A 13,408-nucleotide genomic window follows, 5' to 3' on the forward strand; every position below is an offset into this window, starting at 1 on the left:
GACCATGATCCAGATCACTCTGTCCGATGGTTCATTGCGTGAATACGACCAACCGCTCTCCGTGCACGAGTTGGCCGCCAGCATCGGCCCCGAACTGGCCAGCGCGGCCGTAGCGGGCCGGGTCGATGGTGTACTGGTGGACTGCGAATACATGATCGAGGCGGATGCCAGGGTCAGTATTGTCACCCCCCGCGAGCCGGACGGACTGGAGATCCTGCGCCGCTCCTGTGCCTTGATGCTGGCCATGGCGGTCAAGCAACTCTACCCGCATGCGCAAATGCGTGCGGGAAGGGAGTTGGGCGATGGTTTCTTTTACGAGTTTGTCGTCGAGCGTCCGCTGACTCCGGCTGACCTACCCCTTATCGAAGCGCGCATGCAGTCACTGGCAGCGACCAATCACTCGATACGCCGTCGGCCACCGCGCGAGGAGGTGTCGATGTACCGTCTGGGGGACACCGAATACCAGAGCCATGGACCGCACGTCCCCACCACCAAAGTCTTGCAGGCATTTGCCCTCGATCACATCAGCGGCACGTTGCAACAACGGATCTATGGCACATGCTGGTCCAGCCATCAGGAACTGCAGCACTGGAGCCTTCCACCCCATGTGGTCGTCGTCAGCATGGATGACCGCCAGACGACTTATGCACAGGCGGTGACCGAATCCTTGCGCCAAAGGGGGGTGCGCGCAAGGGCTGACCTGCGCAACGAAAAAGTCCACTTCAAGATTCGCCAGCACAGCCGGACCGTGCCGTACCTGGTGGTGGTCGGCGAAAAAGAACAGGCCGGAGGGTTTGTCAGTGTGCGCAGCCGCACGGGGGAGGATTTTGGCCGGATGGCTGTCGAGGCGGCGTGTGAGTGGTTGAGCCGGCCTGGGATCTAGGGAGGCTGGATGGACGCCTTCGCGAGCAAGCCCGCTCCCACACTGGATCTGTGTCGTTCACAAATCCAGTGTGGGAGCGGGCTTGCTCGCGAAGCTTTTAAGCTCTTGGCTTCACCGTACCGCAATCCTGCCCCAACCAGACGGCGCGGGATTCAAGGCTGCCCTTCTGCTGAATGCCGGTGGCGTTGAACGTCCCATTGACCTTGGTGGTGAACTCGCGGTCACTGAGGAATGTCGCCACGCCGGCACCCTGGGCTCTCGGGCAGCTGAAGCGGAATTTCCACTGGTTGCCTGAGCGGTCGGTGATTTCCTGCTTGCAGCCCGACTGCGGATCGGTCAGTGGAATGTCATCGGTCTTGACCTGCTCTGGCGTCAGGCACGCCCGGATCCCTTTGCCCCCCATGGTGATCCCCTGTTTTTCCAGCTGCGCGCGCTGCTCAGGGGTCATCTGGCTCTGGAGCTGACCGAGGATCAATTGCAGGTCCGGCATATTCTGCTCATCGACCTTCATGTTGCTCGTGGTCAGCTCCCACAATCCCGGTTGCAGCATTTGCGCGTGAGCCGCCACAGGAAGTGCCAAACCCAGTGCCATGGCCAAACCCAGCAGACGAACGTTCATCGAGTAACTCCTGATCAGTAGTGGCCGTTAGACGTCAGCCGCAGGCTTCGGTTCATGGGCCAATTAATTAGCGACATTCTGCACGGAACATGGTCTGTTAAGCACTGAATCTTCAGGAGCAAGGCAGCCCCATGGATTATTTCGGACCGCATATTTTCGGTTATACCATCGCCCTGTTGCACTCGCTGGGGATGATCGCGGCCATCCACGCCGTGTTGACCGTCCGTACTGCCCAAGGCTCCATCGCCTGGGCCCTTTCGCTATTTTTCATCCCTTACCTCACGCTGATCCCGTACCTGGTGTTTGGCCGTAGCACCTTCGACGGCTATATCAAGGCCCGGCGGCAGGCCAACGAGCAAATGCGCAAGGCTGTTTCCGAACTAAATTGGCGACCCTGGGTAGAAGAAGCCCTCACCGCCCGCGCTTCCTCGGCGTACGCCTCACTCAGAGCGATGCCGAAGCTGGGACACATGCCGTGCCTGGCCAATAACGAGACGCGGCTGTTGATCAACGGTCAGTCGACGTTCGAGGCCATTTTCGAGGCGATCAGCCAGGCGAAAGCAGCCGTCTTGATCCAGTTTTTCATCGTTCACGACGACCGCCTCGGCCAACGCCTGCAAACCCTGCTGTTGAAGAAAGCCGCCGAGGGCGTGGCGATTTACCTGTTGTATGACCGGATCGGCAGCCACTCCCTGCCCCATAGCTACGTGCAGGCCTTGCGTGATGGCGGAGTCGAGGTCAAAGCCTTCGCCACCCGCAGTGGCTGGCTCAATCGCTTTCAGGTGAATTTTCGCAACCACCGCAAGATCGTGGTGGTGGACGGCATACTCGGTTTCGTCGGCGGGCATAACGTCGGTGACGAATACATGGGCGAGAAACCGCCCCTGGCCCCTTGGCGCGATACCCACGTGCAAGTACGCGGGCCGGTGGTGGCCTGCATGCAGGAGTCTTTCGCCGAGGACTGGTTCTGGGTGGCTCGTGCACTGCCGCCGCTGATCCTGCCCGAGGTTTATCCGGAAGACGGCGTGCTCTGCCAGTTGCTCGCCAGCGGGCCGGCCGATGCCTACGAAACCTGTTCGTTGTTCTTTGTCGAGGCCATCCATGCCGCGACCGAGCGGGTCTGGATTACCAGCCCGTATTTCATCCCCGACGAAGCCGTGTTCGCGGCATTGCGCCTGGCAGTCCTGCGCGGTGTGGATGTGCGTCTGCTGTTGCCGTCGCGGCCGGACCATCGAATCGTCTACGCCGCCTCCAGCCTCTACGCCTTCGAAGCCGTGCGCGCGGGTGTGCGGGTATTCCGTTACGAACCCGGGTTCCTGCATCAGAAAGTGGTGTTGATCGACAGCGAAATCAGCGCCATCGGCAGCGCCAACATGGACAACCGTTCGTTCCGGCTGAATTTCGAAGTGATGTTGTTGACCGTCGACCGCGCATTTGCTGCTGAGGTGGAGCAGATGCTCAACGATGACTTTGCCATCGCCCACGAAATCGCCAAAGAAGAAGGCCGGGAGACCCGCCGCGTTCAACAGCTCGGCATGCGAGTCGCCCGGCTGATTTCACCGATTCTTTAAAGGTAGATATCGTCCCGGGTCCATGGCAGTTCATGACTGCCATCGGCGTGGGCCTTCACGGCGAGAATCTGGTGCAGGTTGATCCAGCCGCGGGCGAACGCGTAGGCACAACCGGCCAGGTACAGCCGCCAGATACGCAGGGCTTGTTCCGGTACCAGTTTGGAGGCCGCTTCGAGATTGTCTTCGAGGCGTTCGCTCCAGTGATCGAGCGTACGGGCGTAGTGCAGGCGCAAGCTTTCGACGTCGACGATTTCCAGCCCGGCCTCACTGATCTCCGCAGAGATCATCGACAGATGCGGCAGCTCGCCGTTGGGGAACACGTACTTCTCGATGAATTCACCGGCACCGCGTCCCACCGGACGGCCATCGGTGTACTTGGCGGTGATCCCGTGGTTCATCACCAACCCGCCCTCTTTCACCGCGCCGAACAAGGTATTGCAGTACTCGGCAAGATTGGCGTGGCCGACGTGTTCGAACATGCCGACGCTGACCACTTTGTCGAAACGGCCATCCTGCGGCAGATCTCGATAGTCGAGCAGTTGCAGTTCGACCAGGTCTTCCAGGCCCTCCGCTTTTACGCGCTCCCGGGCCAGGGCCAACTGCTCCTTGCTGAGGGTGATACCAAACACTTTCGCGCCAAACTCCCGCGCCGCGTAACGCGCCAACCCGCCCCACCCGCACCCCACATCCAGCAGATACTCGCCGGGCTGCAGGCGCAGCTTGCGGCACAGATGACGGAACTTGGCTTGCTGCGCCTGCTCAAGGCTTTCGCTGCCGGTCTCGAAGTACGCGCAGGAATACGCCATGTCGCTGTCGAGCCACAGCTGATAGAACGCGTTGGAAAGGTCGTAGTGGTAGGAAATCGCCTTGGCGTCTGTCTCTTTGTCGTGGACCGTACGGACAGGCTGATTGTCATCGTCTTCGTCCAGCAACGCCTGGCTCCACTCATCACAGACGCGGATCACATCGCTGATCGAGCCTTCGAGTTCCAGTTTGCCTTCGACATAAGCAGCGCCGAGGGCATCCAGGCTTGGATGGGTAAACTGGGAAACCATTTGTGGGTCCTTGACCACAATCGTGACGCTGGGCGTCGGCCCCAGATTGAATTCATGGCCGTCCCAGAGTCTCAGGCGAAGTGGTAACTGCAGATTCTGTAAGGCCGGTGGAAGTTGCGCGAGCATGGAGAATCCCCCTTGTTTCAGACGTCTGATCAGAGGGTAGACCATCTTTGAAAAATAGCTGGCTATCGAATTAATAGCCATTTTCAATGATTCGCGACGCCAGAACCGACCGCCGCGAACGCACAAAATGATGTGCCCTCACTTCCAATGACTACACACCACGCCCACAGTTCTAAAAATTTGAAGACCCTTAATCACCTGATCTAGAGCATTCGCCTTCAGACTTCGTCCTTGAGTTTGAGCAATGGCTCCTGAAATCGCAGCAATCGACCGGCATTGCCCAGGACCAGCAAGGTGCTGAGGTTATGCAACAACGCTGCGATCATCGCCCCGGCAGCGCCGAGCCAGCCGAACGCGGCGAAGGCCACAATGGCCAGGGTCCAGCCCAGCCCGATGATCACATTGACCTGCAATGTCTGGCGGCATTGGCGACTCAGGCGCACGCAGGTGCCGAGGCGCCGCAGGTCACTGCCGATCAGCACGATGTCGGCCGATGCCAGGGCGATGTCTGCACCGCCCGCGCCCATGGCTACACCGACCACACCCGCCTTGAGGGCCAGTGAATCATTGATGCCATCGCCAACCACCATCGGCCGGAAGCCGCTGTTGATTTCCTTGAGCACGCGGTTGAGTTTGTCTTCGGGCAGGGCTTGCGCTTCGACGTCACTGATTCCGACATCCCGGGCGAGCGTCTGTGCGACGCTGTGTCGATCGCCGGTGAGCAACAACTGGCGACCCAGACCCAGTTCACGCAACTCACCCAAGGCAAACTGCGCCTCGGGTTTTACGCTGTCGGCCAGCAACAGCCAGGCAAGAAAATCCCCGTTGAGCGCCAGCCCGGCAATCGGACCATCGTGATCGGGAACCGCCGTTGTACTGATGCCCAGTTGTGCGAACAACTCCGGCCGGCCGAGCGCCGCTTCGCCCTGCCCGGTCATCGCAACCACACCAAGTCCCTGGCGTTCATGAATGTCGGTCAGCAGCAGAAAATCTTCCTGGGCCACCAACCCCGCGAGGGCGCGGCTGACCGGATGACTGCTGGCCGAGCCGAGGCTCGCCGCCAGCGTCAGGACGTGGCTGCGATCCTCCAGCGGGCTGTCGATGGATTGCAGGCGCAAGGTGCCGAAGGTCAGCGTCCCGGTCTTGTCGACCACCAGCGAGGTGAGGTCCGCCAACTCTTCGAGGAACGCAGAACTGCGGATCAGAATCCCGTGGCGTGCCGCCACCGCCACACCCGCAATCGCCGTGGCCGGCGCCGACAACACCAGCGCACAAGGACAAGCCGCCACCAACACCGCGAGCATTGCCTGGGCGTTGTTGGTGATGAACCAGGTCACGGCGGCCAGCAGCAATACCAGCACCATGTAGCTGCCGGCGTAGCGCTCGAGCAACCGGGTAATGGGCGGCTTCGAACGTTCGGCGTTTTGCATCAGGGCAATCACTTTGCCGAGGGTCGACTCATGGCCGGTGCGGGTCACTTCGATTCGCAACAGACCATCGAGGTTGATCGCGCCACCGAACACCGACATGCCGGCACCGGCCTCCATCGGTACCGATTCGCCGGTAATGGAGGCAGTGTCCAGACTGGCCTGGCCGGACAACACCCGGCCATCCGCCGGTACCCGGTCCCCGGCGCGCACCTCGACTCGATCACCGGCCTTGAGCGTGCCGTTGTCGACTTCGATGATGGAGCCGTCCGCCTGAATCTTTCGCGCGTGGCTGCGGGTCAGTTTGCCGAGGGCGTGAATCGCCTCCTGGGAACCGATCACGCTGCGCTCCTCCAGCACGTGACCGAAGATCATGATGATCGGCAACAGGGCCGCCGTCAGCAGATCCCCGGTGGCCCAGGCGCCCAACATGGCCAGGGCAATCAATTGATCAGTGATGCCGTGCAGGCTTGGATAACGCAGGCTGTACCACGCCGAGCGCATGACCGGTACAGCAACCAGCAACGAAGCAAACCCCAGCAGCAACTGACTGACACCGGTCTGCTCCGGCGCCAGCCAACGCCAGATCAGGCCCAGCGCCAGCAGGCCCAATGCGAGCATGGCCAGGGTCAGCTGGCGTGCGGCGCGGCGCTGTTCAGCCGAAGACAACAGGCTCGGTGCGGCGGCGGTTTGAGCAGTCATTGTGCAGTTCCCTGAATGATCAGGCGGGAATCGTCTTTGGGATCGACCGTGGTGACCGAACCGGCCTGGCCAAGAATTTTCGGCATGCGCTCGCGATAGATGCGCAGCAACATCTGCGGTTCGATACCTCGCTGCTCCGCCTTGGCCAGGCTCAACACGGTGGCCGTATCGGCAGACGCTTTGGCCAGCCGTTCACTCGCCTGGGCATGGGCCACTTGCAGCGTACGGTCGGCTTGCTCGTTGGCGGTTTGCGTCAGCTTCTCGGCTTCGGTGCGTGCATTGGCGACCGCCTTATCGGCTTGCTGGCTGGCGGTCAGTACCGCGTTGAAAGCGTTCACCGCAGGACTGGGCAAACTCGACTGCACATCGACCCGTGCCACTTCGATGCCCAAGCCTTGCCCTGTGGCAGCAAGTTCGGCCAGCCGTTGATTGATGCCCTGCACCAGATCACCGCGCAGGCGCTCACGTCGTTCCGCCGCCTGGCTATCGGCGCCGATCAGTTCCGGACGAGCGACCAGAATGGTGTCCAGATCCCGTGCGGCCGTGAGCGCCAGCGCGCTGCGGTTCACCAGCCGATCCAGAGCCGGCAACACATGTTCGCCCTGAAGCACAAACGCATAGGGCTCGGTGACCTTGTAGAAAACCCGCACATCGAGTTGCACCACGCCGGCGTCACCCGTTAACAGATAGCCGGAGCCGGCGAGGGCATCGCTGATGGGCGTGGCAAAACTCGCCACGCGATCAGCCTGAGTCGCGGCATCACTTCGCAACAGGCTTTCCACTCGACGCTCGATCACCCGATCCGCCGCCGGCAACAAAATCACCTGCTCGAAAGGTTGCGGCCAAGCCAGAAGCAGCCCGGCATTCTGAATCCGATCCAGCGCACCGAAATGCAAAACCACGGCGCGATTTTGTGGATCGATCTGCCGCACATTGGAAAACGCCCAGGCCAATGCCGCCAATACCGTCACCGCATACAGCGCAATAAACGCCAGGCGCCCGGCCTGAATCCAGGGGCTGCTCAACTCATTTGTTCCACGTGGAACCAAACTCATGGCTGCGATCCAGACTTGTTGTCGAGACTCGGCGGACCGTCGACCAACACCCGGAACGGTGCGGCATCGGTACGCAAAATCAGCTTGGTACCCGGGGTCACCACCGTGCCCAAGGTGTCGAGCGAGCGCAGCAAGTTGTAAAGCTGCGGCGACTCCGCATAGGCGCGACCATAAATCTGCGCCGCTTCGACGCGCGATTGTGCTTCGATATCGGCCGCTTTCACTGTGGCATCAGCCTGCACAATTCGCGCATCACGTTCGGCGGCAGAACGAATTTGTGCGGCTTCACGCTTACCGATGGCCGTGCGTTCAGTGGCGATGGTTTCACGCTCAGCGCGCATCCGGTCGACAGTCGCGGTAAGCGTTACCGAAGGCAGCGTCAGTCGTTCGATACCGACCTGCAACACGCGCACGCCATACGTGGTGAGCAACTGCTGATCGATTTGCTTGCGCAGTTGCGCTTCGAAATCGGCGATGCGTACCTGGCCGGCATCGGTATTGATCAGGTTCGCCAGATCGAAACTGCTGGCGGTGGTCTCCAGTGCGGAGCCGACAAAGGTACGAATCTGCCGCGCCGCCTCATCAGGCTGGTTCTGCACCGCCCGCATGAAACGTTGCACATTGTCCGGATCGCCCTGCACCTGCCACGCCACATAGGCCTGGACGATGATGCGCAAACCGTCCCGGGTGCCGACATCCTGCAAACCGCTGGACGTGGTGCGCAGTCGCAGATCCACCGGGATCGCCGCCTCGAACGGTGCCGGCCAGCGCCAGCCCAGCCCCGGCTCCAGCAAGACCCGTGAAGGGTTGCCGAAGCGCGTGATCACCGTGGCCTCCCCCGAACGCACCTGCACCAGGCTCGCGGCGGCGACTGCAAACGCCACCAACAATGCCGCCCAGCCCATGCGGCGCCACGGGAATGGACCGGCCTCTTGCGGATCGCCGTGGTGATGATGGTGATGGCCGTGATGGTGATGCCCGCCATGGCCGAGGTCGTGGCCGCTGTGGTCATCGTGATCGTGCGTCTGGGACTGGCTCAATTGGCAGCTCCTGGCTGAACGGTTTTACGCGACGGCGCGGGGTCAACCGGCAGCGTGAAAGTACGGAGGTCGATGGTCGGCGCATTGCTGCTGCCACCCAGACGATGATCGAGCACCAGCAATCTGGCGTTGGCCAAACCCTGGGACAACTGACTGAAATACTGCTCCAGCACGAAGGCCTGGCCAGCGCTGGCATAGGCTTTCTGCTCGGCGTTGAATTTCAGGTCCGCAGCCTGGGCGCCCGCATTGATTTCACGGGCGCTGGCCGTCGCCTGATCGCGGGCGATGTTGGCCTGCAACTGCGCCTGGTTAGTGGCTTCGGCGGCGGCACCGCGTTCACGGGCAATCAAGGCTTGCGCCCCAATCTGTGCCGCTTGCACGCCGTGATAGGCGTTGGCGGCACCGGCCGGCGGGTGAATCGCCTCGACCACCGTGGCGAGAATCTCCACGCCGCTGTCGAGTTTTTTCAGGTCCGCCTGCACAGCGCGGCCGATTTCTTCCGCCAGCCCTACCCTGTCCTCACCCAGTAAACCGTCGAGTGTGCGCGAAGCAAAATCGTGGACCAGGATTCGGCTGGCCGTGCTGCGAATCAACATCGGCACATCGGCACTGTTATAGGTCGCGGCCAATGCCGCCTCATCGCTCAGACCAATGCGATAGACGAAGCGCACATCCATGTTGACGATCTGAAAGCTCTGCCTGTCGGCTCGACTGCTGGCGATCACCTGGGATTTGTCGTTCACATGGCTGGCGTCCCACAGGCGATTGGCAATTGCCGGGGCCGGGCCTTCGGCAGGGTCAGCCTGGGCAGGGGCGGTGGTTTCGCCAACACTGGTGGCCAACTCGTGAACCACGCCATTCTCGACGCTCAATACCCGGCCCAATGGCCAAGGCAGGCCGATATGCAAACCTGGGCCAAACACCTCCACCGGCTTGCCGAATCGTTCATAAATGCCACGTCCTTGCAGCGCAATTTCGTGAATGCCCGTCAGCGACCAGCCAACCAGCGTAACCACCCCCAAAACCGGCAGGAACGCCCGACGCATGTAAGTGAAGGCCCAGATCTGCCGCAGATCTATACCGAAGCGGTTGTGTAATTCGTGCTGCAACGCCAGCAATGGCTGTGGTGGCCAACGCAGCATATCGGCGACAAAGCTGCGCGCCAGTAACTCCGGCTCAAGGCGTTCGCGGCGCGGACTGAATAATGACAACACCGCACGCAGCAACAATTCTGCCGCCACCAGCCCCGGCAACAGTCCGGACAACACCGCCAGGCGTACGGGCCATATCGACGATTCATCGGCAAACAACAGACAAAACGCAGCGAGTAGCAGGCTGATGATCGGTACACGGATCAATTGCGCCAACGCGGCGGCCTCAGGCCATTGCGCGGTGTTTTCCTGTGCCAGATGACGCTCCATCACCAACAGGCCGAAGGCCAACAGCAATGAGCACGCCGCCCCGACAGTGGCCGCCAACCCCTGCGCTGCCGGGGGCAACGAAAAGTCCCAGGTCTGTTCGACGCCTAATACCGCCAGCAATGCCCAACCGCCCAGCCACAGCGTCGGCGCGCCAATTTGCCCGAGCAGGTTTTGCGATTGCCGACTGATCCGGTCCAGCAAACGTTCATACCAGCCCAAAGGCTCGGCAGATTCGTCGACAACGACCACCGGCGCCACGGGATTCATGGCGCGGGCACGCCATTGGGCGACCCACCAGGCCGATTGCAAGCCCGCCATCAACACCACAAACGCAGCGCTCAAATTCAGCAACAACGCTGGCCACAACGTTTTCGAGGCGAACAGCCCGGCAAAAAACGCCAGCAACGCACCCACGGTGGCGAGTACGCCCGCACCCATGGCGAACTGGCGCAAACGCCGCCCTTGAATGAACGCCTGCTGAAAGCGCGGCAATCCGTCCAGCGGCGTTTCATCAACATCGAGATCGACTTGCATACCACCCCAGAACGTCTTCGCTTACAGGACAATTCGTTACGATATAACGGAAAAAGTGAAATTTCCGTATTCAAGCGCGCTATCTAAAGATGCCCAACCTGTCGCTAACCTGAAGCCTTGACCGAAAGGTTGCGGCGCCCATATATTACGATCGTAATATTGCTCAGGAACTACCTTTACCCATCCTCTTTTCGATCCAGGAGTACATTCATGAGCACTTATGACGTCGTGATACTCGGCGGTGGCCCCGGCGGTTACAACGCGGCGATCCGCGCCGGACAACTGGGTCTGAAGGCGGCCTGCGTGGAAGGGCGCGCCACACTCGGCGGCACCTGCCTGAATGTCGGCTGCATGCCATCTAAGGCATTGCTGCATGCCTCCGAACTGTACGACGCGGCCATGGGCGCGGAATTCGCCAACCTGGGGATCGACGTCAAGCCCAGCCTCAACCTCGCCCAGATGATGAAGCAAAAGGATGAAAGCGTTACCGGACTGACCAAGGGCATCGAGTTTCTTTTCCGCAAGAACAAAGTCGACTGGATCAAGGGCTGGGGCCACATCGACGGGCCGGGCAAAGTCACGGTGACCGACAGCGCCGGCGGCAAGACTGAGTTGAACGCCAGAGACATCATCATCGCCACTGGTTCCGAACCCACTCCCCTGCCCGGCGTAGACATCGATAACAAGCGCATCCTCGACTCCACCGGCGCCCTGGCGCTGACCGAGGTGCCCAAACATCTGGTGGTGATCGGCGCCGGCGTGATCGGCCTGGAGCTGGGATCGGTATGGCGACGCCTGGGGGCACAGGTGACGGTAGTCGAGTTCCTTGACCGGATCTGCCCCGGCGTGGACATCGAAGCCGGCAAAACCCTGCAACGCTCCCTGAGCAAGCAAGGCTTGAGCTTCAAGTTGAGTTCGAAAGTGACCAGCGCCACCACCTCCGCCAACGGTGTACAACTCAGCATCGAGCCTGCCGCAGGCGGCACTGCCGAGTTGCTGGAAGCGGATTATGTGTTGGTGGCCATCGGGCGCCGACCTTATACACAGGGCCTGGGCCTGGAGAACGTCGGCCTCGCCACGGACAAGCGCGGCATGCTTGCCAACAGGGGACATCGCACCGAAGCCGCCGGGGTCTGGGTAATTGGTGACGTGACCTCCGGCCCCATGCTCGCGCACAAGGCCGAGGACGAAGCCATGGCCTGCGTCGAACAGATGGTCGGCAAGGCTGGCGAGGTCAACTACAACCTGATTCCCAGCGTGGTCTACACCAAGCCGGAGTTGGCCAGCGTCGGCAAGACCGAGGAGCAGCTCAAGGCCGAAGGCCGGGCGTACAAGGTGGGCAAATTTCCGTTCACCGCCAACAGCCGGGCGAAGATCAACCATGAAACCGAAGGCTTCGCCAAAGTGCTGGCCGATGAGCGCACGGACGAAATCCTCGGCGTGCATCTGGTCGGCCCGAGCGTCAGTGAAATGATCGGCGAGTATTGCGTGGCCATGGAATTCAGCGCCTCGGCCGAAGACATCGCCTTGACTTGCCACCCACACCCGACCCGCTCCGAGGCGTTGCGCCAGGCGGCGATGAATGTGGAGGGGATGGCAACGCAGATGTAAGACTTGAAGCGTTGCAGTGACTGATCTATCGCCTTCGCGAGCAAGCTCGCTCCCACAGGTACAGCGCAACTCCTGTGGGAGCGGGCTTGCTCGCGAATCGGGCGACTCGGTTTAGAGCGGCAAATGCTCCAACGGCAACGCCCCCGGCGACTTCACCGTATGAATCGCAAAATTGCTGCGGATGTCGCTCACCCCCGGCAGCTTCAGCAAACGCCCGGTGAGAAACCGGTCATAGGCACGCAAGTCCGGCACCACCACCTGCAGCAGAAAATCCGATTCCCCTGATACCAGGAACGCCGAAATCACCTCGGGCAATGCCGTCACCGCCAGGCGAAAGGCTTCGGCCTGTTCGTCGTTATGGCGCTCGACCTTGACCCCGACAAACACCGTCAGCCCCAACCCCACTTCGTCGCGATCCAGATTGGCCTGATAGCCGCGAATCACCCCCGCCTCTTCAAGCATCCGAACCCGGCGCAAGCACGGCGATGCCGACAGGCCGATCTCGTCTGCCAGCTGCACATTGCTCAGGCGGCCGTCCCGTTGCAGTGCGGCGAGAATCTTGCGGTCGTAGGCGTCGAGTTTCATGGCTTGGCAGATTCCGATGGTACATGCGAAAGAAAGTGGCAGATTATGCCAATACAGCCGCCGATAGAAGCTGACAACGCAAGCACCTGCCCTGCCCTCCGACCCTAGACTGGCACGACCGAATCGACAACGAATGGGGGTGCAACGTGGACGGACTCTGGATGTTTTTCATGGCGCTGGCGGTGGTCTATCTGTTGCCGGGGCCTGACATGATCCTGCTGTTGCAGACGGGTGCCCGCCAGGGCAAAGGCGCCGCGCTGGCCACCGCCGTGGGGTTGGGCATCGCCCGGGGTTGTCATGTGGGATTGGCGGCGCTGGGGCTGGCGGCGCTGTTCAGGGCGGCGCCCTGGACTTTCGATGTGGTGCGCCTGGCAGGCGCCGCGTACCTGCTGTGGATCGGCATTCAGTGCCTGCGGACGACGATGCTGCCTAGCCTCGGCAGCGCCGACACAACCGGCGAAAAACCGCGCTGGAGCATCGCCATCCGGCGTGGCTTGCTGACCAACCTGCTCAACCCCAAGGCATTGTTGTTCTGCTCGGTGCTGCTGCCGCAATTCATCAACCCACAAGCCGGGCCGGTGCTCGGACAGTTTGCGACCCTGGGCGTGGTGCTGGTCGGTGTCGGTCTGCTGTTCGACAGCGCTTACGCCCTGATCGGCGCGGCACTCGGCCGTTGGCTGCAACGCAGCCCTTCAGCTCAGCGCCTGCAACAATGGTTGTTCGGCAGCCTGTTGATCGGTTTCGCCGTGCGGCTGACCTTTGTGCAACAGGCTTGAACC

The 13,408-nt window shown here is 61.3% G+C and carries 11 protein-coding genes; 4 read left to right on the plus strand and 7 right to left on the minus strand.

Annotation, left to right across the window (positions count from 1 at the left end):
* The first annotated feature begins 4 nt into the window (after positions 1–4).
* Positions 5–883, plus strand: a complete 879-nt coding sequence (locus C9422_RS04305) for a His/Gly/Thr/Pro-type tRNA ligase C-terminal domain-containing protein (protein WP_116579892.1) — start codon at positions 5–7, stop codon at positions 881–883.
* Between the two features lie 97 nt (positions 884–980).
* Here C9422_RS04305 and C9422_RS04310 read toward each other — a convergent pair whose 3' ends face one another.
* Positions 981–1,502 carry a DUF3617 domain-containing protein gene (locus tag C9422_RS04310; RefSeq protein ID WP_116579809.1) on the minus strand — a complete coding sequence of 174 codons (522 nt, stop codon included), beginning with the start codon at positions 1,500–1,502 and terminating at the stop codon, positions 981–983.
* A gap of 131 nt (positions 1,503–1,633) precedes the next feature.
* On the opposite strand from C9422_RS04310, the gene cls reads away from it, so the two are divergent.
* Entirely contained in the window at positions 1,634–3,073 is a 1,440-nt protein-coding gene (cls, locus tag C9422_RS04315) for a cardiolipin synthase (protein ID WP_116579810.1), read from the plus strand.
* Here the strand turns inward: cls and cfaB are convergent.
* The 5 genes from cfaB to hflK (C9422_RS04340) form a co-directional block, all read right to left on the minus strand.
* Complete coding sequence (gene cfaB, locus C9422_RS04320; RefSeq protein ID WP_116579811.1) at positions 3,070–4,254, minus strand: C17 cyclopropane fatty acid synthase CfaB; 1,185 nt, start codon at positions 4,252–4,254, stop codon at positions 3,070–3,072. The genes cls and cfaB overlap by 4 nt on opposite strands.
* 218 nt (positions 4,255–4,472) lie before the next feature.
* The gene (locus C9422_RS04325) at positions 4,473–6,383 is read right to left on the minus strand and encodes a cation-translocating P-type ATPase (protein WP_116579812.1); all 1,911 of its coding nucleotides are present in this window, start codon (positions 6,381–6,383) and stop codon (positions 4,473–4,475) included.
* Entirely contained in the window at positions 6,380–7,438 is a 1,059-nt protein-coding gene (hflK, locus tag C9422_RS04330; protein ID WP_116579813.1) for a protease modulator HflK, read from the minus strand. The genes C9422_RS04325 and hflK (C9422_RS04330) overlap by 4 nt, the downstream gene beginning before the upstream one ends.
* Positions 7,435–8,478, minus strand: a complete 1,044-nt coding sequence (gene hflC, locus C9422_RS04335) for a protease modulator HflC (RefSeq protein ID WP_116579814.1) — start codon at positions 8,476–8,478, stop codon at positions 7,435–7,437. Before hflC ends, hflK (C9422_RS04330) begins: the two co-directional genes overlap by 4 nt.
* On the minus strand, positions 8,475–10,433 hold the full coding sequence (gene hflK / locus C9422_RS04340) for a protease modulator HflK (protein WP_116579815.1): 1,959 nt from the start codon (positions 10,431–10,433) through the stop codon (positions 8,475–8,477). Before hflK (C9422_RS04340) ends, hflC begins: the two co-directional genes overlap by 4 nt.
* Before the next feature lie 210 nt (positions 10,434–10,643).
* Here hflK (C9422_RS04340) and lpdA point away from each other — a divergent pair, with 210 nt between their 5' ends.
* On the plus strand, positions 10,644–12,044 hold the full coding sequence (gene lpdA / locus C9422_RS04345; protein ID WP_116579816.1) for a dihydrolipoyl dehydrogenase: 1,401 nt from the start codon (positions 10,644–10,646) through the stop codon (positions 12,042–12,044).
* Positions 12,045–12,155: 111 nt separating this feature from the next.
* On the opposite strand, the gene C9422_RS04350 is transcribed toward lpdA, so the two are convergent.
* A complete protein-coding gene (locus C9422_RS04350; protein ID WP_116579817.1) occupies positions 12,156–12,629 on the minus strand; it encodes an Lrp/AsnC family transcriptional regulator in 474 nt (157 codons plus the stop codon).
* 146 nt (positions 12,630–12,775) lie between these two features.
* Here C9422_RS04350 and C9422_RS04355 point away from each other — a divergent pair, with 146 nt between their 5' ends.
* A complete protein-coding gene (locus C9422_RS04355) occupies positions 12,776–13,405 on the plus strand; it encodes a LysE family translocator (protein ID WP_116579818.1) in 630 nt (209 codons plus the stop codon).
* The last annotated feature ends 3 nt before the right edge of the window (positions 13,406–13,408 follow it).

Source organism: Pseudomonas sp. B1(2018), assembly GCF_003097365.1.
GTDB classification, from domain to species: Bacteria; Pseudomonadota; Gammaproteobacteria; order Pseudomonadales; family Pseudomonadaceae; genus Aquipseudomonas; species Aquipseudomonas laurylsulfatiphila.